We start from the raw sequence: 21,606 nt of genomic DNA on the forward strand, positions 1-21,606 counted from the left end.
CGCCGGCGACGCACCGGGTCCACCTCGACCGGCCGTTCGGCCGCCGGTCGAATTTCGCTCTGCGCGTACAGGCAGGGGTCCCGGAACACCTCCTGAGCGTGGACGGTTGTCAGAAACGACGCCGGAACGGTCATTCGCGGGGGCACACGACCTCAGCGGAGGCGGTCCGCGGCGATAGAGTAAGGAGGCACGGACGCCCGTCCCGGACGTCCGCGCACCGGCCCCGCCGAGATCTGACCATCAAGGCGCACGGCACGTGAGGAGCACGAGGGCATGTTCGAGCGGTTCACCGACCGAGCGCGACGGGTTGTCGTCCTGGCCCAAGAAGAGGCCCGGATGCTCAACCACAACTACATCGGTACGGAACACATCCTGCTGGGCCTGATCCACGAGGGTGAGGGTGTCGCGGCAAAGGCCCTGGAGAGCCTCGGCATCTCCCTGGAGGGCGTGCGTCAGCAGGTCGAGGAGATCATCGGCCAGGGCCAGCAGGCGCCGAGCGGGCACATCCCGTTCACGCCGCGGGCCAAGAAGGTGCTGGAGCTGTCGCTGCGCGAGGCGCTGCAGCTCGGCCACAACTACATCGGCACCGAGCACATCCTGCTCGGCCTGATCCGCGAGGGCGAGGGCGTCGCCGCCCAGGTCCTGGTGAAGCTGGGCGCCGACCTGAACCGGGTGCGCCAGCAGGTCATCCAGCTGCTCTCCGGCTACCAGGGCAAGGAGCCGGCCGCGGCCGGCGCCGCGCCGGGCGAGGCCGCGCCGTCGACCAGCCTCGTGCTGGACCAGTTCGGCCGCAACCTGACCCAGGCCGCCCGCGAGGGCAAGCTCGACCCGGTCATCGGGCGCGAGAAGGAGATCGAGCGGGTCATGCAGGTGCTGTCCCGCCGCACCAAGAACAACCCGGTGCTGATCGGTGAGCCCGGCGTCGGCAAGACCGCCGTGGTGGAGGGCCTGTCCCAGAAGATCATCAAGGGCGAGGTGCCCGAGACGCTGAAGGACAAGCAGCTCTACACGCTCGACCTCGGTGCCCTGGTCGCCGGTTCCCGCTACCGCGGCGACTTCGAGGAGCGCCTGAAGAAGGTGCTCAAGGAGATCCGCACCCGGGGCGACATCATCCTGTTCATCGACGAGATCCACACCCTCGTCGGTGCGGGTGCGGCCGAGGGCGCGATCGACGCCGCCAGCATCCTCAAGCCGATGCTGGCCCGTGGTGAGCTGCAGACCATCGGCGCCACCACGCTCGACGAGTACCGCAAGCACCTGGAGAAGGACGCCGCTCTGGAGCGTCGTTTCCAGCCGATCCAGGTGGGTGAGCCGTCGCTGGCCCACACCATCGAGATCCTCAAGGGCCTGCGGGACCGCTACGAGGCGCACCACCGCGTCTCCATCACCGACGCCGCCCTGGTCGCCGCCGCGACGCTGGCCGACCGGTACATCTCCGACCGGTTCCTGCCGGACAAGGCGATCGACCTGATCGACGAGGCGGGCGCGCGGATGCGCATCCGCCGGATGACCGCGCCGCCGGACCTGCGCGACTTCGACGAGCGCATCGCCCAGGTGCGCCGCGACAAGGAGTCCGCGATCGACGCGCAGGACTTCGAGCGGGCCGCGCAGCTGCGCGACACCGAGAAGCAGCTGCTGGGCCAGAAGGCGCAGCGGGAGAAGGAGTGGAAGGCCGGTGACCTGGACGTCGTCAGCGAGGTCGACGACGAGCAGATCGCCGAGGTGCTCGGCAACTGGACCGGCATCCCGGTCTACAAGCTGACCGAGGAGGAGACCTCGCGCCTGCTGCGCATGGAGGACGAGCTGCACAAGCGCGTCATCGGCCAGGAGGACGCGGTCAAGGCGGTCTCGAAGGCGATCCGGCGTACCCGGGCCGGCCTGAAGGACCCGAAGCGCCCCTCCGGCTCGTTCATCTTCGCCGGCCCGTCCGGCGTCGGTAAGACCGAGCTGTCCAAGGCGCTCGCCGAGTTCCTGTTCGGCAGCGAGGACGCCCTCATCCAGCTCGACATGTCGGAGTTCCACGACCGGTACACCGTGTCCCGGCTCGTCGGTGCCCCTCCCGGCTACGTCGGCTACGACGAGGGCGGGCAGCTCACCGAGAAGGTGCGTCGCCGGCCGTTCTCGGTGGTCCTCTTCGACGAGATCGAGAAGGCCCACCCGGACGTGTTCAACACGCTCCTCCAGATCCTGGAGGACGGGCGCCTCACCGACGGCCAGGGCCGGATCGTGGACTTCAAGAACACGGTCATCATCCTGACCACCAACCTCGGTACGCGCGACGTCGCCAAGGCGGTCTCGCTGGGCTTCCAGCAGTCGGAGGACTCCGAGTCGAACTACGACCGGATGAAGCAGAAGGTCAACGACGAGCTCAAGCAGCACTTCCGGCCCGAGTTCCTCAACCGGATCGACGACACCATCGTCTTCCACCAGCTCCGCGAGAACGAGATCCTCTCGATCGTCGACATCATGATCCAGCGGATCGAGGGCCAGCTGCGCAACAAGGACATGGGTCTGGAGCTGACCGACAACGCGAAGAAGTACCTCGCGAAGAAGGGCTTCGACCCGGTGCTGGGTGCCCGGCCGCTGCGCCGCACGATCCAGCGCGACATCGAGGACAACCTGTCCGAGCGGATCCTGTTCAACGAGCTGACCCCGGGTCAGATCGTGGTGGTGGACTGCGAGGGCGACCCGGAGAACATCGACAAGTCCAAGCTCGTCTTCCGGGGTGCGGACCGGCCGGACGCCGTGCCGGACGCGGTCCCGGCGGACCTCGGCGGCACCGCCGCCACCGGCGCGGACGACGCCGCATAACGAGAGCACGAAGGGCGACGGCCCCGGTAGGCGAAAGCCACCGGGGCCGTCGCCTGCCCATGCCCACCCACCCCGCCCCTACCCGGTTGATCAAGGAGTTTGTGTCTCCCGATGGGCTTCTCGGGGACACAAACTCCTTGATCACCGCTTGCGGTGAGGGTGGGGGTGGGGCGGGTGGGGTGGGGTGCGGTCAGGGGAGGGGGAGGGCGGGGCCGTCGCCGGCCAGGCGGAACGACTCCTCGCCAACCGGTTCCACCAGGCCGTCGGTGACCAGGCCGGCCAGGGCCCGGGCCCGCTGCACGTCGTCGTGCCAGACCTGGTCCAGCCGCTGGTGCGGCACCGGGCCGGTGGACTCCCGCAGCACCGCGAGCAGCAGTCCGCGTACCTGCCGGTCGGTGCCCGCGTAGCGCTGCGGCCGGCGGGTCGGTCCGGCCGGGGCGGCCTGCCCGGAGGCCCGCCAGGCGCAGCTCGACTCGACCGGGCAGACCGCGCAGCGCGGCGTACGGGCGGTGCAGACGACGGCGCCGAGTTCCATGAACGCGGCGCTGGCGAGCGCGGCGGCGGCCGGCTCGATCGGTAGCAGCTCCTCGGTGGCGACCAGGTCGGCTGGGCGGGTGGTGGGGCCGGCGTCGGGTTCTCCGGCGATCGCCCGGCACACCACCCGCCGGACGTTCGTGTCCACCACCGGGTGCCGCTGCCCGTACGCGAACGCGGCGACCGCGCGGGCCGTGTACGTGCCGACACCAGGTAGCGCCAGCAGCTGGTCGAGCCGGTCGGGCACCACGCCGCCGTGCCGTTCCACTATTGCCACCGCGCACTCGCGCAGGCGGATCGCCCGGCGGGGGTAGCCGAGCCGCCCCCACATCCGGATCGCCTCGGCCGGGGTGTCCTCGGCGAGCGCGCGCGGCTCGGGCCAGCGGGCCAGCCATGCCTGGAAGGCGGGTACCACCCGGACCACAGGGGTCTGCTGGAGCATGACCTCGCTGACCAGGATCGCCCAGGCGCCGATGCCGGGCTTGCGCCAGGGCAGGTCGCGGGCGTTGCGCTCGTACCACCGGCTGACCAGGGTGGCGAATGTGGGCTCGGACATCGCGCCGCCGATCATGTCACGACTGCCTTTCCCGCAGGTTGGGCGGGCGGGTGGCCGGTGTCGATCGATCATGGACGACGGGGCAGAATGTCCGAATGAACGAGCTCGCGATCACCGTCATCGGCCGGGACCGGCCGGGCATCGTGGCCGACGTCGCGGAGGTCCTCGCCCGGCTGGGCGCGAACCTCACCGACTCGACGATGACCCGGCTGCGTGGACACTTCGCGATGACCCTGATCTGCGTTGGCCCGGCCGCCGCCGACGTCGAGGCCGCGCTGGCCCCGCTCGCCGCCGACGGTCACCTGCTGGCCACCGTACGCGCTGTCACGCCGGACGGCGGCAGCGAGCCCACGGGCGAGCCGTACGTGCTGGCGGTGCACGGCGCAGACCGGATGGGCATCGTCGCGGCGATGACCCGGGTGCTCACCGACGCGGGCGGGAACGTCACCGACCTGAGCACCCGGCTGACCGGCTCGCTCTACGTGGTGGTCGCCGAGGTCGAGTTGCCGCCCGGCGTGTCGGACGAGGTGGCCGGCCGGCTCACCCGGGTCGCCGCGGATCTGGGCGTGGGGGTCAGCCTCCGCCCGGCGGACACGGATCTGCTGTGACCGGGCCGGAGTACGCGGGCCTGGGCGGCTGGACACCGGAGAAGCTCGGCGTCTCCGGTGCGGTACGCCCGGTGGTCACGGCCCCGGAGCCGGTGCTGAGCCAACCCGGCCCGGAGGTCGACCCGACGTCTGCCGAGGTGGTGCGCCTCGCCGCCGACCTGGTGGCCACGATGCGCGTCTCGCCCGGCTGTGTGGGCCTGGCGGCGCCGCAGGTGGGGGTGAGCGCGCAGGTGTTCGCGGTGGACGTGACGGGGCATCCGAAGGCGGTCACGGTGCACGGCACGTTCGTGCTCTGCAACGCCCGGGTGGTGGAGGCGTCCCGGTGGAAGGCCGGCCGGGAGGGCTGCATGTCGGTGCCGGACCTGACCGGCGATGTGAAGCGGGCCAGCCGCCTGGTGGTCGAGGGTGTGCTTCCGGGCAGCGGCGAGCCGGTCCGGCTGGTGACCGACGGCTTCGAGGCGCGTGCGCTCCAGCACGAGATCGACCACTGCGCGGGGCTGCTCTTCCTCGACCGGGTGGCGGGCGCGCACGCGATCTACCAGCGCAAGGTCTACCTCTGACGGTGATCGTCGCGCTCCACTGTGGACGGCTGTCCGGGTGCCGCGGCGGGTTCCCGGCGCGTCGGACCGGCGAGCCGTGCGCCGCGCGGCTACGGTAGGCGCATCATGCGTCTGACGGTCGGCCCCCTGCCCCCTGCCGTGTACTGGCGGCGTCGTGCCGTCGTGCTCGGAGCAGGGCTGCTCTTCCTGATTGTCCTGCTCTATTCCTGCACCGGTACGGACCGCAACACCGGTGCGCCGGGTACGGACCCGTCCCCGAGCGGTTCCGCCGGCGCTCAGCCCGACCCGTCCGGTTCGGTGCTGACCCCGCAGTCGGGCGGCCCGTCACCGACGGCCGGCGACACCGGCGGCGGCGCGAACACCGGCGGCGGCACCGGCGACGGTGGCGCGAGCAGCGGCGGCGGGAACACCGGCGGGGGCGTGAACAACGGGGGTGGCAACGGCAACGGCGGCGCCACCGGCCAGCCGGTCTCCGATGACGGCACCTGCACCGACTCCGAGTTGCTGGTGACGCCGGTGGCGGTGCCGCCCACCGCCCAGCGGGGCACTGTGGTCACGCTGCGCCTCAAGGTCAAGAACGTGTCGAACCGTACGTGCAGCCGGGACGTCGGCGCCGATCTCCAGGAGCTGTACCTGAAGTCGGGCGCGGAGAAGGTCTGGTCGTCGGACACCTGCGGCACCGGCAAGGGCTCGGATGTGCAGTCGTTCACGCCGGACTTCGAGCGCTCCTACGAGCTGGGCTGGAACGGCCGGCGGGACAACAGGTGCGCCAACGGGGTCGCGAGCGGTGAGTTCGCCGCGATCGGGGCGTACCAGCTGTTCGCCCGGGTCGGCACCAAGATCAGCGAGCCGGTGAAGCTGACCGTCACCGGCTGAGCGGTCGGTCAGACGTACCGTTCGAGGATGCTGGCCTCGGCGAGTCGGGACAGGCCCTCGCGGACGCCACGGGCGCGGGCGTCGCCCACACCCTCGACCGCCTGGAGGTCTTCCACTGTCGCGCCGAGCAGCCGCTGGAGGCTGCCGAAGTGCACCACCAGCCGGTCGACCACGGCGACCGGCAGCCGGGGCACCTTCGCCAGCAGGCGGAAACCGCGCGGGCTGACCGCCGCGTCGAGCGCGTCCGAGGCGGACGGGTAACCGATCGCCTTCGCCACCGCCACGAGGTCGATGAGTTCGGTGGCGCTGAGCAGGTCGAGCTCGACGAGCGCCTCGTCGAGCGTGCGCGACTTGCGGCCGGTCGGCAGGTAGTCGCGGATGACCAGGGTGCGGTCGGCGTCCACGCCGGCCATCAGCTCGTCGAGCTGGAGGGCCAGCAGGCGGCCGTCGGTGCCCAGCTCCACCACGTAGCCGGCGATCTCGTCGGCGATCCGGCGGACCATCTCCAGCCGCTGCACCACCGCCACCGCGTCGCGGACGGTGACCAGATCCTCGATCTCCAGGGCGGAGAGCGTGCCGGAGACCTCGTCCAGCCGCAGCTTGTAGCGCTCCAGCGTGGCGAGCGCCTGGTTGGCGCGGGACAGGATGGCTGCCGAGTCGTCCAGCACGTGCCGCTGGCCGTTCACGTAGAGGCTGATGATCCGCATCGACTGGCTGACCGAGATGACCGGGTAGCCGGTCTGCCGGGCCACCCGCTCGGCGGTGCGGTGCCGGGTGCCGGACTCCTCGGTGGGGATGGACGGGTCGGGCATCAGGTGCACGCCGGCCTGCACGATCCGGGTGCCGTCGCTGGAGAGCACCACCGCGCCGTCCATCTTGCACAACTCCCGGACCCGGGTGGCGGAGAACTCCACGTCCATCGGGAAGCCGCCGGTGCAGATCTGCTCGACCACCTTGTCGTAGCCGAGCACGATCAGCGCGCCGGTGCGGCCGCGCAGGATCCGCTCCAGGCCGTCGCGCAGGGCGGTCCCCGGCGCCATCAGGGCGAGATTGGCGCGCAGCGGATCGGCGCCGGCCCCGCCGCCGACGCTTCCGTTGACGCTCACGCTGATGGCACGAGCGGGGTTGCCGCTCACGGCGCCGGTACGGGCGTGCGGCGTCGCCGTTGCGGGCTTTGTGGCATCGCGGTCGATCGGCACGGGCACAGTCTACGGACTGCCATGCGGTGGGTGCTCTCGTGGTTACTGTGATGTGTCACGATGCCCGGCTCGGGCGGGTCGGTGCGGCCTGCGTGGCCTGCCCGGAAACGCCCGGCGGATCCCACCCGTGTCACTCCGCCGACGCGCGGGCGGCCGCCTGGAGGGCGGCTCGCACGTCGGTGACCTCGATCACCCGCATGTTCTCCGGCCCGGCGCCGCTGCTCTCCGGCCCGCAGCCGGGCGGCACGAGGGCCAGCCGGAAGCCGAGCCGGGCGGCCTCGGCCAGCCGGCGGGGGACCGCGCCGACGCGGCGGACCTCGCCGGTGAGGCCCACCTCGCCGATGGCCACCAGATGCGGGTTGAGCGCCAGGTTGAGCCCGCCGGACGCGACGGCGAGCGCCACGGCCAGGTCGGCCGCCGGCTCCACCACCCGGATGCCGCCGACGGTGGCGGCGAAGACCTCCCGGTCGTGCAGCGTGAGCCGCTCGGTGCGGCGCTGGAGAACCGCGAGGACCATGGCGAGCCGGGCGCTGTCGAGGCCGGAGACGGTGCGCCGGGGCGAGCCGGCGACAGTTGCCCCGATCAGCGCCTGCACCTCGGTCACCAGCGCCCGGCGCCCCTCCATCGCCACCGTCACGCAGGTGCCCGGCACCGGCTCGGAGTAGCGGGTCAGGAACAGCCCGGACGGGTCGGCCAGGCTGCTGATGCCGCCCTCGTGCATCTCGAAGCAGCCCACCTCGTCGGCCGCGCCGAAGCGGTTCTTCACGCCGCGCACCATGCGCAGCGAGGAGTGCTTGTCGCCCTCGAAGTGCAGCACCACGTCGACCAGGTGCTCCAGCACCCGGGGACCGGCCACCTGGCCGTCCTTGGTGACGTGCCCGACCAGCACGGTGGCGATGCCGCGCTCCTTGGCCACCGCGACCAGCGCGGCGGTGACCGCGCGGACCTGGGTGACGCCGCCCGGCACGCCCTCGGTGCCCGTGGTCGAGATGGTCTGCACCGAATCGAGCACCAGCAAGCCTGGCTTGACCGCGTCGAGGTGGCCCAGCACCGCCGACAGGTCGCTCTCGGCGGCCAGGTAGAGCTGGTCGTGCAGCGCGCCCATCCGCTCGGCGCGCAGCCGCACCTGACTGACCGACTCCTCGCCGCTGACCACCAGCGACGGGCTGCCGGCACCGGCCGCCCACTGCTGTGCCACGTCGAGCAGCAGCGTCGACTTGCCCACGCCGGGCTCACCGGCGAGCAGCACCACAGCGCCGGGAACCAGCCCGCCGCCGAGCACCCGGTCGAGCTCGCTGACGCCGGTGGGGCGGGCCCGGGCGGGCGCGGCGCTGATCGTGGCGATCGGCCGGGCCGGCTCGGCCGGCATCCGTGAGCTGACCACCCGGCCGGAGACCATGGGGCCGGTGACCGTGCACTCGACCACCGAGCCCCACTCGCCGCACTCGGGGCACCGGCCCACCCACTTCGGCGGCTGGTGGCCGCAGGCGTCGCACTCGTAGGCCGGGCGGGGGTCGCGGGTGGCGGCGCGACCGCGGCCGGCGCCGGCACGGGAGGGGGTCGATCGGGGCGAGGTCACCACCGGACGCTAACCGGCCCGTACGACGAAAGCCCACCCGAAACGGCGACACCGCCGGCGTGGCGCTGGCCACGGCGGCGGTGCCGACGGAAGGAGGGGGAGGTCAGTGGCCGCCCTCGGCGCCGCCGTCCTCACCGGCGTGCTCACGCGGGTTCACGATCTTCGACGGCGTGGCCTCCGCCGTCAGCGGGATGCCGATCGGGGCCGGGGTCTTGACGACCTTGCCGTCGCCGAAGTCGAAGGTCAGGTTGACCTGCTGGCCGACGAGCAGCTTCTCGTTCAGGCCGACGAGCTGGAGGAACCGCGGGTTGCCGGCGTTGAGCTGGGCGTAGCTGAGCGCCGGGATCTCGATCCGGGCCGGCTGACCGGCGGGCGCGGACTCACTCTCGCTCGGCGACGGGCTGGCCGACGGCGACCCGGTCACCTCCAGCGACTGGCTCGGCGAGGCGCTCGGGTCGGACGCGGTCGGCGAGGTGGTCACCGGCTCGGTGGGCGAACCGGTCGGGGTGGCCGCGCCGCTCTCGCCCGCGCCGGAACCGGTGAGCACGATCTCCCGCGCGCTGTCGGTCGTGACCGTCACGGTCACCGGCTTCTCGCTGTCGTTGTAGATCACCACGTTGACCGGCGCGTTCGACCCGGCCTCGTAGCCCTTGGGGCCCGGGAACTGCACGTAGAGCCCGCGCACCTTGTAGAGGTTGTCGGAGGTCTGGACGTTGACGCCCTGTACCGACGGGATCTTGTTGGCGGTCTCGGAAATCTGCCCGGCGCCGCACCCGGACAGCAGCAGCGCCGCCGCCGCCGTGCCGGCCAGCAGCAGGGCCGGCCCCCGGGAACCCCTGATCGAGCGCGTCACGTCGGTCCTCCTCGTCACGATCCCCGCCCGGTCGACCACCGGGCACGGGGTGGCCATACCCGCGCAGACCGCGCTCCAGGGTAGTTGGAGCTGATCGAGGCCCGCACGCGGACCCGGCAATACCACCTCGGAGGGACCTGCTCAGACCACCCGGCCGCTCGTCACCAGCAGCACCACATCGATGAGCGCCACCACCAGCACCGCCCGGAAGGCGGCCGCCGAGCGTCCGGGCGCGGAGCGTCCCGCGTACCAGCCGGCCGCCGGCACGGCGACGGCGGCGGCGACCGCCGACAGGCCGGTCCACGACGGCGGCCCGGGCGGGCCGAGGACCAGCGTGACGGTGGCCGCGAGCAGCAGCCCGGCGGCGGCCAGCCGGCTGCCCACCGGCCCGATCCGGTGCGGCAGCCCGCGCACCCCGGTCCGGGCGTCGTCGGCCAGGTCGGGCAGCACGTTGGCGAAGTGCGCGCCGGCGCCGAGCAGCGCGGCGGCGGCCACCAGCCAGACCGGGGGCGCCGGCGAGCCGGGCAGCGCGAGCACCACGAACGCGGGCAGCGCGCCGAACGAGACCGCGTAGGGCAGCACCGAAACCGGCGTCGACTTCAGCGGCCGGTTGTAGAGCAGCGCGGAGACCAGGCCCAGGGTGGCGCAGGCCGCCGCGGCCGGGCCGCCGGCCAGCGCCAGCAGGGGCACGGCGAGGGCGGCCACCGCGGTGGCGCGGGCCAGCGTCGGCCGGGCCACCGCGCCGGTGGTCACCGGTTTGTCGGTACGCCCCACCGCGGCGTCCCGGTCGGCGTCGATCAGGTCGTTGCTCCACCCGACCGCGAGCTGACTGGCCAGCACCGTCAGCCCCACCGCGACGACACCGGCCGCGGAGTGCCCGACACCGGCGGCGAGCAGCGCGGCGACCACGGTGACCGCCGCCGCCGGCTCCGGATGGCTCGCCCGGACGAGCCCTGACACCCGTGTCGACATACCGGAAGTCTGGTCGTTACCGGGCAGTCGTGCCACGCTCGACGCATGCCCGACGCGTCCCCGGTGTCCACTCCGTACCGGGTGCTGCCGCCGAACGACCCCCGGCAGTACGACGACCTGGCCGGCGAGTGGTGGCGGCCGGACGGAGCGTTCGCGATGCTGCACTGGCTGGCGCGGGCGCGCGCGGCACTCGTGCCTCCGGCGTCCACGCCGGACGATCCGCTCGTCGACCTGGGTTGCGGCGCCGGGCTGCTGGCGCCGCACCTGGCCGGGAAGGGCTACCACCACGTCGGGGTGGACCTGACCCGCTCCGCGCTCGACCAGGCCGCGAAGCACGGCGTGACCGTGATCCAGGGCGACGCGACGGCGGTGCCGCTGGCCGACGGCTGCGCCGCGGTGGTCTCCGCCGGGGAGGTGCTGGAGCACGTACCGGACTGGCGGCGGGCGGTCGCCGAGGCGTGCCGGCTGCTGCGACCCGGCGGCCTGCTGGTGCTGGACACGCTCAACGACACGCTGCTGGCCCGGCTGGTCGCGGTGGAGCTGGGCGAACGGCTGCCCACGGTGCCGCGCGGCATCCACGACCCGCGGCTGTTCGTCGACGCCCGCGCACTGGTCGCCGAGTGCGCCCGGCACGGCGTGTCGCTGACGGTGCGCGGGGTCCGCCCGGAGCTGGGCGGGACGCTCGCGTGGCTGCTGCGCCGCATGCGCGGCGGCGACCGTCCGGGCCGGACCGAACCGCGCATCGTGCCGACCCGGTCGACGGCGGTGCTGTACCAGGGCTGGGGGCGCCGGAGCGGGTAGCCGGGGCCGCCCGGGGTAAAGGACGCGAGAAGGGGGCGACATGACTGTGCACGCGCTGGAGGCGGCCCGCCGGTTGGCGCCGCGACTGGCCGCCCGCGCGGCCGGGCACGACCGGGACGGCTCGTTCCCCGTGGACGACTTCGCGGACCTGCGGGAAGCAGGGCTGTTCGGCCTGATGGTGCCCCCCGAGCTGGGCGGCGCGGGCGCGAGCTTCGCCGAGTACGCAGCTGTCGCCACCGAACTGGCCCGGGGCAACGGCGCGACCGCGCTGGTGTTCAACATGCACGCCTCGGTCACCGGGGCGCTGGGCGCGGTCACCGAGGAACTGGCCGAGGCGCTCGGCGTACCGGACGAGGCGCTGGCGGCGCGGGACCGGTTGCTGCGCGCGGCGGCCGACGGCGCCTGGTACGCGGTCGCGATGAGCGAACGCGGCGCCGGCGCCCGGTTGTCCCAGCTCAGCACCGTCTACGAGCCGGTCGAGGGTGGCTGGCACATCAAGGGCAGCAAGACGTTCTGCTCCGGGGCCGGCCACCCGGACGGCTACCTGGTGGCCGCCCGCAGCGCCGCCGACCAGTCGGTGGTGTCGCAGTTCCTGGTCCCGGCCGGGGACGGGATCACCGTCGAGCCCACCTGGGACTCGCTCGGCATGCGGGCCACCTCCTCGCACGACGTGCACCTGGACGTGACGGTCCCGGCCGACCGGCTGCTCGGCGGCGTCGAAGGGCTGGCCCTGGTCGTCGCCCAGCTCATGCCGCACTGGCTGGTGGCGAGCTACGCGGCGGTCTACGTCGGCGTGGCCCGGGCCGCCGTCGACGCCGCGGCCGAGCACCTCAACGCGCGCAACCTGGCCGGCCTGCCCGCCGTGCGGGCCCGTCTGGGCCGGGCCGACGCGGCCACCGCCGCCGCCGAACTGGTGGTCGCCGAGGCGGCCCGGCGGGTCGACGAGGCGCCCGGCGACGCCGAGACGAACCGCTGGGTGTGGCGGGCCAAGCTGCTCGCCGGCACCACCGCGGCCGACGTCGCGGCCTCCATGCTGGAGGCGGCGGGCACCTCGGCGACGCGGCGCGGGCATCCGCTGGAGCGGCTCTACCGGGACGCCCGCTGCGGTTCGCTGCATCCGGCCACGTCCGACGTGTGCGCCGACTGGCTCGGCATCGCCGCGCTGGGCGGCGACCCGGACCGGGACAGCACGCTCCCTCGTTGGTGAGCGCGAGGAGTGAGCCGGTTTTGCGAGCCCCGCAGTCGCTGACGAAAAGCGGCACGGTGACCAGAGTCGGTGCGAGTGAAGGGCGAGGGTGGGGACGTGGGCATACCGGTGATCGCGGGTCTGGGTACGGCACAACCGCCGGCGGCGGCGCAGGACGAGCTGTGGACGGGCTTCTTCGCGGGGCACTTCCAGGGGAACACCCGGGCACTGGCCGAGCGGATCTTCGCGAACTCCGGCGTGACCCGGCGGCAGGCGGCGGTCAACCCGCTGCTGGAGGACGTCTCGGAGTGGCCGACCGAGCGCCGGATGCGCCGCTACCAGGTGGAGGCGCTGCCGCTGGGCAAGGAGGCGGTCGGCCGGGCGCTCACCGCCGCCGGCCTGGACGCCGCCGACATCGGGCTGTTCATCGTCTGCTCCTGCACCGGGTACGCCACCCCGGGGCTGGACATCCTGCTCGCCCGGGACCTCGGCATGTCTCCCGCCACCCAGCGCATGTTCGTCGGGCACATGGGCTGCTATGCGGCCCTGCCCGGGCTGGGCGCGGCGAGCGACTTCGTCACCGCCCGGGGGCGGCCGGCGCTGCTGCTCTGCGCGGAGCTGACCAGCCTGCACATCCAGCCGCCGGGCGCCCGGGTGGACACCCAGCAGATCGTCTCCCACGCGCTGTTCTCGGACGCCGCGGTCGCCGCCGTGGTCGTCCCGGGCGGCCGGGGGTACGCGCTGCGCGAGGTCACCTCGGTCACCGACACCTCCACTGCCGACCACATGACCTGGGACGTCACCGACACCGGCTTCCGGATGGGGCTGTCGCCGAAGGTGCCGCAGGTCCTCTCCCGGCATGTCCGGACGCTGATCGACGACCTGCTGGCGCGGCACGGGTGCGAACGTTCCGACGTGGACGGCTGGGCGGTGCACCCGGGCGGTCCGCGGATCCTCAACGTGGTGGAGCGTGAGCTGGCCCTGCCGCCGGACGGGCTCGACGCGTCCCGGGGCACGCTCGCCGAACACGGCAACTGCTCGTCCCCGACGGTGCTGCTGATCCTGGACCGGCTGTGGCGCGCGGAGCCGTCCCCGCGCTGGGTGGTGATGCTCGCGTTCGGGCCGGGCCTGACGCTCTACGCGGTGTTGCTGGAACGGGTGGGCTGACGGCTCGCCCCGCCTCGGCCGCGCCGATACGCTGCCGTCATGGCCTCCGACGAGCGGGACGGGCGGGTACCGCTGGCCGTGCTGACCGCCCTGGCGTTGGCCGCCGGCGCGGCCTGGTGGCGGGCGGCGGCACCGGAGCCCGGTCCGGCCACCGCGGCACCGGCCGCGAGTGCCGAGGCGCTCTTCCGCACTGTGATGGTCGACCCGCCGACCGGCGCCGTCTGGCCGTCCCGCCCGGGAAGCGATCTGCCGCCGGGGGTGCGCCGTGGGGCGGTCACCGAGCCGGAGCGGTCGGTGGTGATGCGGGTGGAGGCGGACGGCACCGCGCGCGTGCTCAGGATGTCGCACGTGGTGTGGCGGGAGACGTCAAGCCTGACGCCGGACGGCCCACCCGTCGTACGGCAGGTGAACCCCTCGCGCGGCGACGACTACCGGCTGACTGTGAGCTGCTCGGGGGACGGTGTGGTCGCCGTCCGGCTCTCCGGCGCCGGGGACGGCGACGCGCGGCGGGTGCTCCGGTGCGGCGGGCGGCTGGAGCTGCCCGTGCTGGGCGGCACGGGCGCACCGGTGCTGGTGCGGTTCAGCGGTGTACGCGGCCGGGCCGAACTGGACGCCCGGCTCGAAGCGCTCTACTGAGCGCGGTCGGGCCGGTGGCTCAGCCGCCCAGCCGGGCGAGGTCGGCGCCGTAGGCCGACAACGGGCCCAGCTCCGGCACCACCCGCACCAGCGTGCCCTGCCGGTCCACGAGCAGCGCGGCGGCGGTGCCGGGGTGGGGCGACAGGTGCAGGTAGGAGCGCAGGCCGCCGGCCGGGTCGCCGAGCGGGCGTACCCCCGGGACGCTCGCGGGCCCGGCACCGCGGCCCTCGGTCACGGTGACCACGGTGACGCCGGGCGGGGCGGCGCGTGCCGCGGTGCCGACCTGCTCGGCGCAGGCGCAGGCGTCGACCAGGATGATCACGGCGGGCAGCAGGCTGCGCAGCGGCACCGGCGTGTCGTCCGCGCCGACCAGGTCCAGCGCGGGCAGCGGGCCGACCGGCTGCGGCGCGGCGGTGGAGCGCGGGAGCACCGTCGGCGCACCGGACCGGGTGCCGGTACGCGGCCATGTGACGGCGGCCAGCCCGGCGAGCGTGACGAGCACCGACACGAGCAGGATCAGCACCGGCAGCCCGAGCCGGGCCGGAGTCGTACGCCGGCCGGAGCCCCGCCGCGCGCGGCGCAGCTCCCGGCGGACCTGCCGGGCCTCGTCGGCGAGCGCCGAGGCGTCGTCCGGGACGACCACCCGTCCCCACTCCGGGGGCAGGCCGGGGAGCCCGTCCGGCGGCCCCTGGCCGTCAGCGTCAGGCACGCCCATCGGACCCCCAGGAACGTCTCGGTGAGCGGACGTCACGTCCCTCATTAGCGTCCCGCACCGGCCGCCGTAACGCCACACCTGGGCGCGGATGGAGTTGCGGAGCTACCATGGAAGGAGCGCATAGCCCTAGATCCGGACGCTCCCGTCACCCTTACCGGGTTGTCACGTGTTCCTCACGGAGCGTGTCGAAAGCATCGGTTTGACCGCCTGTCAAGCTGAAGAAATACCTCTCACAGGGCCCCTGAGCTGCGCCAACGATCAGGACAGCGGTGAGACATCGGTGCCTGAGCGTGTTACCCTAGACACAGCGAAAGGGGTTTCGAACCTATGGTTTTCAGTGTCGGCGAGACCGTTGTTTACCCCCACCACGGGGCCGCACTCATCGAGGCAATCGAGACTCGGGTCATCAAGGGCGAGCCCAGGGAATACCTCGTCCTGAGGGTCGCGCAGGGTGACCTGACGGTCCGGGTGCCCGCCGAGAACGCCGAGATCGTGGGTGTGCGCGAAGTGGTTGGCGAAGAGGGCCTGGGCAAGGTCTTCGACGTGCTCCGTGCACCGCACACCGAGGAGCCGACCAACTGGTCGCGGCGTTACAAGGCGAATCTGGAGAAGCTGGCCTCCGGCAACCCGCTGAAGGTGGCCGAGGTCGTCCGCGACCTGTGGCGCCGGGAGCGGGAGCGGGGCCTGTCGGCGGGCGAGAAGCGGATGCTCGCCAAGGCTCGTGACATCCTCGTCGGCGAGGTCGCGCTGGCGGAGAAGAGCACCAAGGACGAGGCCGAGACGCTGCTCGACAAGGTGCTGACCGAGGCCTGATCCACGCCTCTGCCTCTACCCACCCCGCAGCGAACGAATCCGAGGACCGCGACGTGACCGCGCAGCTCAATCCGCGCGGTGACGTCGCGGTCCTCGTTCCTGCGGCAGGTGCCGGCGTACGCCTCGGACCCGGCGCCCCCAAGGCACTCCGGTTGCTCGCCGGTGAGCCGCTACTGGTGCACGCGGTCCGCCGGATCGCCGCCGCGCCCTCGGTGCACACGATCGTGGTGGCCGCACCGGCGACCGAAGTCGAGGCGGTACGCGCGATGCTCGACCCCGTGGCCCCGGTGACAGTCGTACCCGGTGGCGCCGAACGCCAGGCGTCGGTGGCGGCGGCCCTCGCAGCAGTTCCCGCCGGCCCGGACATCGTCCTGGTGCACGACGCGGCCCGCGCGCTCACCCCGCCCCACCTGGTCGAGTCGGTGGCCGCGGCGGTCCGCGACGGGCACGACGCGGTGATCCCGGTGCTTGCGGTGGTCGACACGATCAAGGAGGTCGACGCGGCCGAGCGGGTGCTCGGCACTGTCGACAGGTCAGCGCTGCGGGCGGTGCAGACGCCGCAGGGCTTCCGTCGGTCGGTGCTGATCGCGGCCCACAGTTCGGCTGGTGACGCGCTCACCGACGACGCCGGGCTGGTCGAGAAGCAGGGGGGCGCGGTGACCTGCGTACCCGGCTCCGAGCTGGCCCTGAAGATCACTCGCCCGTTCGACCTGGCCCTGGCCGAACACCTGCTTGCCACCGGCGCCTGACCGCCTCACAGGTCGGCGGTGGATCGAGCCCGGCGGAGGCGGTCTCGGACGACATACCGCTGGCCTTGCGTGAAAGCGCTACCTCTGCCTCGGCCGTGGTGCGGGATCGGCGTCGGTAGCGTCAGATGGCCCGCCGACCCCGGCGCCGTGAGTCCGAACACCTGATAACGCCCCTCGGTCCACCCGTGCTTCCGGCTGACCTCGATGATGTCGGCGAGGAGTGCGTCGCGTGGTTCACCCGCCGCTCGGAGCCGGTTCACCTCACCGACCGTCCAATCGACGTTGTCGAGCCGGAAGAGGATCTTGGGCACCTCTGGAAGGATCTGGCGCTGCGAGTAGACGGCCAGATGATCCACAGGTTGAAATGACCTGCCTGCCTGGCAGACGTACGCTCGCGCCGACTGGTAGAGCCCCCATGCGTTCTTGGCGGGGACCACGACCGTGTCGTTGCGGGCGGCTGGGCGCAGTCGGTGTACCTCTGTCACCCGCTCAATCTTCCTGAGCCAGCGGGCGGCATCCGGGTCGGCCCACGCGACGACGTCGATCATCTGACTGAGGCGGAACGGCACGTCGGTCGCGAGAAGAGAATCATGATGGGCAAGCCGGTTGCGGAACACCCGCAGAGCATTCATCGCGCTGGCGACGTCGTGGCGCTTGCCGGACGAGTGCGGGAAGGCGAGGTGCAGGGCCTCCCGCCACAGTTGCTCGTGCTCCGAGCCCAACATGGAGACCCAGAAGCCGAAACTTAAGCCCGCGATGATCTGGTCGCGGGTTTCTTTCCGGGAATGTTCTCGACGCAGGCGCGCGCGGACCTCCGCGACGTTCCGGTCGATGCCGTCCTGCACGTGGCGCCTACCGCTGACCTCGAGGGGGAACCACGGGATGCCGCGGTCCGGCTCGTTGAGGTGCGCTCTCATCTCCCGATCAATCGCGTTGCGGGTAACGACCTCGACGTAGTGGAACGCCTCGAACGACGCGCCTGTGAGGGCGACGCTCCACTCGTACAACTCGCAGGCTTTGCTTTCGTCGCCACCGGCGGCAGCCAGATAGGGGTGGAACCTGCCGGGCGAGATCCAGTGGTGCACCGTTCGAGCATGGGGGTGATGCGTCACGGAGCGGATGCTAAGCGTGACGATCGCGAGGGATCGCCCGCCGCGCCGACGGCAACGAAAGAGCCCCAGGCGCTTGCACGAGGCAGAGGCGACACTGGGGCGTACAACAACCAAAGCTAACCACAGCCCGGGCCGCCGTCAAGGCGCGACGCGTACCCTCTGGTCATGATCGTTCCTCGGGTGGCCGTCGGCACCGACGTGCACGCGTTCGCTGCCGGACGACCCTGCTGGGTCGCCGGCCTGCACTGGCCCGACCAGGACGGCCTGGCCGGCCACTCCGACGCCGACGTGGCGGCACACGCCGCCTGCAACGCCCTGCTCTCCGCCGCCGGCCTCGGCGACCTGGGCGCGAACTTCGGGGTGGACCAGCCGGAGTGGGCGGGCGCGTCGGGGGTGGCGCTGCTGACCGAGAGCGCGCGCCGGGTACGGGCGGCGGGCTTCCACATCGGCAACGTGTCGGTGCAGGTGGTGGGCAACCGCCCCAAGATCGGGCCGCGCCGGGAGGAGGCGCAGCGGGTGCTCTCCGAGGCGGTCGGCGCCCCGGTGACCGTCTCCGCCGCCACCACCGACGGGCTGGGCTTCACCGGGCGCGGGGAGGGGCTGGCCGGAATCGCTGTGGCCCTGGTCTACGAGGCGCCGGCCGACTGACGTGGTGACCGGGGACGCCGGTCACCGCGTCACCCGATCAGTCGACGTCGGTGCAGACGTTGTGGGTCGTGCCGTGGAGCATCGTGATCGTCTTGTCGTAGGTGGGGGAGAACTCCACCCGGAACTGGCCGTCGACGATCCACAGCCCCTTCGGCAGCGTGCCGGCGTTCTCCCGGAAGCCGAGCAGCACCGGCCCGGTCACGTACCAGGTCATCGAGCCGTCGGTGCGGTAGACGACGAGGGCGGTGCCGCTCGCGTCCGCCGTCGAGGTGGCGCCGGTCTCCAGGTTCGTCACCCGGTTGATCAGAGCGCCGGTGAACAACTCCCGCTTCGGGGCGCCGTCCGGGTAGGTCTCGATCGTCAGCTTCCGCACCTCGTCCACGATCGGCTCGACCCGTACGGCGAACTCGCACCGCGCGCCGGCGGGCATCTCGAACGGCGCCTGGGGTGCCCGCTCCCAGGCACCCGGGGCGGGATGCCGCTCCGGCGCGGCGGACGCCGACCCTGGTAGGGCCGCGACCGCCGCCACCACGACGCTCGCCACCGCGATACTCATCCTGAACCGCATGTTCCACTCCATCCCTCGCTGGTCCGGGCGGCGAGCATCGCCGGACCCGCTCACCACCGGCTCACCGTGTCGAGCGGCAGGTGTCGCGCGGGCGGACCCGGTCGGCCGGGTCCCTCACCACGCGATCACCGTCGGGCGACAACCCCCGGCCGGTACCGGGTCGTCCTGTTCGGTATGGAGTTCCGCCTGCTCGGGCCGTTCGAGGCCCGCCACGACGGCCGGCCGGTCGACGTCGGCAGCCGGCGCCAGGAGCGTTGCCTGCTCGGGGTGCTGCTGCTCGACGTGGGCCGGGTGGTGCCGACCGATCGCCTCATCGACCTGCTCTGGAACGGCCGGCCGCCGGCCACGGCCCGGAGTGCGGTGCAGACGTACATCGGGCGGCTGCGGGGCTCACTCAACCCGTACGGGGTTCTGATCAGCACCCGGGGTGAGGGCTACGCGGTGGAGGAGGACGGGCACCGGGTCGACGTCGACGAGTTCGCCGACCTGGTCCGGGCGGCCGGGCGGACCGCCGATCCCGCCGGGCGGGTGCGGTCACTCGACCGGGCGCTCGCCCTCTGGCGCGGGCCGCTGCTCGCCGACGCGGCGGACGACGAGCTGCGGGACCGGCTGCACGGCACGGTCGAGGAACTTCGCCTTGTCGCCGTGGAACTACGGGCCGAGGCGCAGCTCGCGCTGGGCCGGCACACGCGCGCGATAGCCGACCTGATGCCGCTGGCCGCCCAGCACCCGACGCGGGAACACCTCGTGGCGGTCCTGATGACCGCCCTGTACCGGGGCGACCGGCGGGCCGACGCGTTGCGCCTCTACCGCGCCACCCGGGACCTGCTCGTGGCCGACTTCGGCGTCGAGCCGGGGCCCCGCCTCCGGGAGGTGCAGCGCCGGGTGCTCGCGGGCGACGACCGGCTGGACCGGGCCGGCCGGCCGATGCACGAGATCCGGGTCGGCGACGAGAGCCTGCCGTGGAGCGTGGGCGGCCACCCGGCCCTGGACTTCTGCAACACGCTCGCCGGGTGGGGGCACGAGCCGCCGCTGCCCGGCGCCGAGTGGCTGCGCGGCTACCGCACCCTCGCCGTCTGGGCCGGCCACGTCGGGCTGGTGGACGAGGTTTCGACGAACCGCCTGCTGCACCTCGCGCGCCGCGACCCGGCAGCGGCGGAGGCGGTGCTCGACGAGGCCCGTACGCTCCGCGCCGCGCTCTACGCCAGCCTGGTCGACCCGGACGACGGCCCTGCCTTCGAGAACGTCGCGCGGGCCGCCGAGGCCGCCGCCCGTACGCTCGTCTTCCGGCGCGAGGCAGACGGACGCGGCAGGTGGTGGCCCGACCTGGCGGCCGGGCTCCGACTGCCGGTGCACGCCGCCGCGTTCAGCGGCGCGCAGCTGCTCGCCGATCCGGCCCGGTTCACGGTGCGGGTCTGTCCGGACCGGCGGTGCGGGTGGCTGTTCCTGGACGAGAGCGGGCTGCGCCGGTGGTGCAGCCTGGGCACGTGCGGCGGCCGGGCGGGCGCGTCCTGCCGGAGTGCCTGACGCCGGGCACCCTCGGCGCGCGGTGGGTCGGGGCGGATACGCTCGCCGGGATGCCGAGTGACGCCGCCCCCGACCAGTCCGCCGCCGACGGTTACCTGCAACGCGCCCACCTGCTCGCCGAGCTGGGGCGCTACGACGAGGGGATCGGCGAGCTGACCGCGCTGCTCGCGGCCGAGCCCGGGCACCTGTCCGCGCTGACCATGCTGGCCCGGATGCACCTGGCCGCAGGCCGGCCGGCCGAGGCGCTCGCCGCCGTCGAGACGCTCGTGCCCGCCGTCGAGACGCCCACCGTGGACGGCACCGCTGAGACACCCGGCACGTCGCCCGCCGCCCCGCCCGAGGCGGTCGTGCCGGCGCTCGTGGCGCGCGGGTTCGCGCTGCTCGACCTGGGACGCTGGAAGCCCGCCGCGGCCACCGCCGACGAGATCCTGGCGCGTGCGCCGGGCGACGCGTACGCGCAGCGCAGTGCCGCCGCCCTCCTCTCCGCGTCCCGCAACGGGCAGGCGGCGCTGGACGCGGCCTGGCGCGGGGTGGAGCTGGCCCAGGACGAGCCGGAGGCGCACCTGGTGCTGGGCCTGGTCGCGGTGCGGCTGCAACTGTTCGACCTGGCCGAGCGGGCCTACCGGGAGGCGCTGCGGCTGGACCCGGAGCTGGGCGAGGCGGGGCGGGACGTGGGCGTGGCCCGGCTGGAACGACGCCGCTACGCCGAGACGCTGGAGCACCTGACCGCGCTGGCCGACCTGCCGGTGGCCCGGCCCGACCCGGCCCGGACGGTGGACGCCGGCATCCGGCGCCTCATGCTGTCGGTGGCCGGATTGTCCCTGGTCGCGAGCGTGCTGGTCGCCGCCCTGGCCCCGGCCTCGCCGGGCGCGTCCCGGCTGCTCGCGGTGCTGTCGGTGGCCGGGGTGGCGGTGCTGCTGCGGCGCCCGGCCACCTGGCAGCCCGGCCTGCGCGAGGCGATGTCGCGCGGCCTGGCCGTGCCGGTCTACGCGGCCGCCGCCGCGGTGCTGCTGCTGCTCGTGTACGCGCTGGTCGGCGGCCCGTGGCCGCTCGCCGGGGCGATCACCGCGTCGGTGGTGGCCGGATTCACCGCGTTCACTCGCCGGTGAGAGGGTAGGAGCACCGGAAACACCGGC

Annotated in this window: 21 protein-coding genes; 13 read left to right on the plus strand and 8 right to left on the minus strand. The window is 73.4% G+C overall.

All coding sequences use genetic code 11. The features are described 5' to 3' along the window. Window positions 1–273 precede the first annotated feature (273 nt). Window positions 274–2,811 (plus strand): ATP-dependent Clp protease ATP-binding subunit, encoded by a 2,538-nt coding sequence (locus AB0B20_RS06975; protein WP_357468850.1) that lies wholly within the window; start codon window positions 274–276, stop codon window positions 2,809–2,811. A 190-nt stretch (window positions 2,812–3,001) separates the two neighbouring features. On the opposite strand, the gene AB0B20_RS06980 is transcribed toward AB0B20_RS06975, so the two are convergent. After that, window positions 3,002–3,901, minus strand: coding sequence for an A/G-specific adenine glycosylase (locus tag AB0B20_RS06980; protein ID WP_357385504.1), 900 nt, complete (start codon window positions 3,899–3,901; stop codon window positions 3,002–3,004). A gap of 95 nt (window positions 3,902–3,996) precedes the next feature. Here AB0B20_RS06980 and AB0B20_RS06985 point away from each other — a divergent pair, with 95 nt between their 5' ends. The 3 genes from AB0B20_RS06985 to AB0B20_RS06995 all read left to right on the plus strand — a co-directional run bounded on the left by AB0B20_RS06985 (window position 3,997) and on the right by AB0B20_RS06995 (window position 5,945). Then, window positions 3,997–4,509: an ACT domain-containing protein gene (locus tag AB0B20_RS06985; protein ID WP_357385506.1), complete on the plus strand. Its 513-nt coding sequence runs from the start codon at window positions 3,997–3,999 to the stop codon at window positions 4,507–4,509. After that, window positions 4,506–5,069 carry a peptide deformylase gene (locus tag AB0B20_RS06990; RefSeq protein ID WP_357385508.1) on the plus strand — a complete coding sequence of 188 codons (564 nt, stop codon included), beginning with the start codon at window positions 4,506–4,508 and terminating at the stop codon, window positions 5,067–5,069. Before AB0B20_RS06985 ends, AB0B20_RS06990 begins: the two co-directional genes overlap by 4 nt. A 105-nt stretch (window positions 5,070–5,174) precedes the next feature. Continuing rightward, entirely contained in the window at window positions 5,175–5,945 is a 771-nt protein-coding gene (locus tag AB0B20_RS06995; protein WP_357468853.1) for a hypothetical protein, read from the plus strand. Between the two features lie 8 nt (window positions 5,946–5,953). On the opposite strand, the gene disA is transcribed toward AB0B20_RS06995, so the two are convergent. The 4 genes from disA to AB0B20_RS07015 all read right to left on the minus strand — a co-directional run bounded on the left by disA (window position 5,954) and on the right by AB0B20_RS07015 (window position 10,548). Continuing rightward, entirely contained in the window at window positions 5,954–7,144 is a 1,191-nt protein-coding gene (gene disA / locus AB0B20_RS07000; RefSeq protein WP_349880028.1) for a DNA integrity scanning diadenylate cyclase DisA, read from the minus strand. A gap of 130 nt (window positions 7,145–7,274) precedes the next feature. Beyond that, window positions 7,275–8,723: a DNA repair protein RadA gene (gene radA / locus AB0B20_RS07005; protein ID WP_357468858.1), complete on the minus strand. Its 1,449-nt coding sequence runs from the start codon at window positions 8,721–8,723 to the stop codon at window positions 7,275–7,277. Between the two features lie 103 nt (window positions 8,724–8,826). Beyond that, window positions 8,827–9,576, minus strand: coding sequence for a hypothetical protein (locus AB0B20_RS07010; protein WP_357468861.1), 750 nt, complete (start codon window positions 9,574–9,576; stop codon window positions 8,827–8,829). Window positions 9,577–9,717: 141 nt separating this feature from the next. Then, window positions 9,718–10,548, minus strand: a complete 831-nt coding sequence (locus AB0B20_RS07015; RefSeq protein ID WP_357385518.1) for a UbiA family prenyltransferase — start codon at window positions 10,546–10,548, stop codon at window positions 9,718–9,720. 45 nt (window positions 10,549–10,593) lie between these two features. Here AB0B20_RS07015 and AB0B20_RS07020 point away from each other — a divergent pair, with 45 nt between their 5' ends. The 4 genes from AB0B20_RS07020 (at window position 10,594) to AB0B20_RS07035 (ending at window position 14,338) form a co-directional block, all read left to right on the plus strand. Continuing rightward, a complete protein-coding gene (locus tag AB0B20_RS07020; protein ID WP_357468864.1) occupies window positions 10,594–11,349 on the plus strand; it encodes a methyltransferase domain-containing protein in 756 nt (251 codons plus the stop codon). A 40-nt stretch (window positions 11,350–11,389) separates the two neighbouring features. Then, window positions 11,390–12,556: an acyl-CoA dehydrogenase family protein gene (locus AB0B20_RS07025; protein WP_357468867.1), complete on the plus strand. Its 1,167-nt coding sequence runs from the start codon at window positions 11,390–11,392 to the stop codon at window positions 12,554–12,556. Window positions 12,557–12,652: 96 nt separating this feature from the next. After that, the gene (locus AB0B20_RS07030; protein ID WP_357468870.1) at window positions 12,653–13,702 is read left to right on the plus strand and encodes a type III polyketide synthase; all 1,050 of its coding nucleotides are present in this window, start codon (window positions 12,653–12,655) and stop codon (window positions 13,700–13,702) included. 39 nt (window positions 13,703–13,741) lie between these two features. Continuing rightward, on the plus strand, window positions 13,742–14,338 hold the full coding sequence (locus AB0B20_RS07035; protein ID WP_357468873.1) for a hypothetical protein: 597 nt from the start codon (window positions 13,742–13,744) through the stop codon (window positions 14,336–14,338). Window positions 14,339–14,357: 19 nt separating this feature from the next. On the opposite strand, the gene AB0B20_RS07040 is transcribed toward AB0B20_RS07035, so the two are convergent. Continuing rightward, on the minus strand, window positions 14,358–15,053 hold the full coding sequence (locus AB0B20_RS07040; RefSeq protein WP_357468876.1) for a hypothetical protein: 696 nt from the start codon (window positions 15,051–15,053) through the stop codon (window positions 14,358–14,360). Window positions 15,054–15,380: 327 nt separating this feature from the next. On the opposite strand from AB0B20_RS07040, the gene AB0B20_RS07045 reads away from it, so the two are divergent. Continuing rightward, the gene (locus AB0B20_RS07045; RefSeq protein ID WP_013288937.1) at window positions 15,381–15,866 is read left to right on the plus strand and encodes a CarD family transcriptional regulator; all 486 of its coding nucleotides are present in this window, start codon (window positions 15,381–15,383) and stop codon (window positions 15,864–15,866) included. 53 nt (window positions 15,867–15,919) lie between these two features. Further along, on the plus strand, window positions 15,920–16,615 hold the full coding sequence (ispD, locus tag AB0B20_RS07050; protein ID WP_357385530.1) for a 2-C-methyl-D-erythritol 4-phosphate cytidylyltransferase: 696 nt from the start codon (window positions 15,920–15,922) through the stop codon (window positions 16,613–16,615). Between the two features lie 5 nt (window positions 16,616–16,620). Here ispD and AB0B20_RS07055 read toward each other — a convergent pair whose 3' ends face one another. Next, on the minus strand, window positions 16,621–17,727 hold the full coding sequence (locus tag AB0B20_RS07055; protein WP_357468879.1) for a hypothetical protein: 1,107 nt from the start codon (window positions 17,725–17,727) through the stop codon (window positions 16,621–16,623). A 165-nt stretch (window positions 17,728–17,892) separates the two neighbouring features. Between AB0B20_RS07055 and ispF the strand changes: the two genes are divergently transcribed. After that, the gene (gene ispF, locus AB0B20_RS07060; RefSeq protein WP_357468882.1) at window positions 17,893–18,375 is read left to right on the plus strand and encodes a 2-C-methyl-D-erythritol 2,4-cyclodiphosphate synthase; all 483 of its coding nucleotides are present in this window, start codon (window positions 17,893–17,895) and stop codon (window positions 18,373–18,375) included. A 37-nt stretch (window positions 18,376–18,412) separates the two neighbouring features. Here the strand turns inward: ispF and AB0B20_RS07065 are convergent, their stop codons facing one another. After that, window positions 18,413–18,943, minus strand: a complete 531-nt coding sequence (locus AB0B20_RS07065) for a hypothetical protein (RefSeq protein ID WP_357468885.1) — start codon at window positions 18,941–18,943, stop codon at window positions 18,413–18,415. 174 nt (window positions 18,944–19,117) lie between these two features. Between AB0B20_RS07065 and AB0B20_RS07070 the strand changes: the two genes are divergently transcribed. Together AB0B20_RS07070 and AB0B20_RS07075 are read left to right on the plus strand one after the other, a co-directional pair. Continuing rightward, window positions 19,118–20,470 carry a BTAD domain-containing putative transcriptional regulator gene (locus AB0B20_RS07070; protein WP_357468888.1) on the plus strand — a complete coding sequence of 451 codons (1,353 nt, stop codon included), beginning with the start codon at window positions 19,118–19,120 and terminating at the stop codon, window positions 20,468–20,470. 50 nt (window positions 20,471–20,520) lie between these two features. Further along, window positions 20,521–21,579 carry a tetratricopeptide repeat protein gene (locus AB0B20_RS07075; protein ID WP_357468891.1) on the plus strand — a complete coding sequence of 353 codons (1,059 nt, stop codon included), beginning with the start codon at window positions 20,521–20,523 and terminating at the stop codon, window positions 21,577–21,579. The last annotated feature ends 27 nt before the right edge of the window (window positions 21,580–21,606 follow it).

Origin of the sequence: Micromonospora sp. NPDC049151, assembly GCF_040648395.1 — a bacterium.
Lineage (GTDB): Bacteria > Actinomycetota > Actinomycetes > Mycobacteriales > Micromonosporaceae > Micromonospora.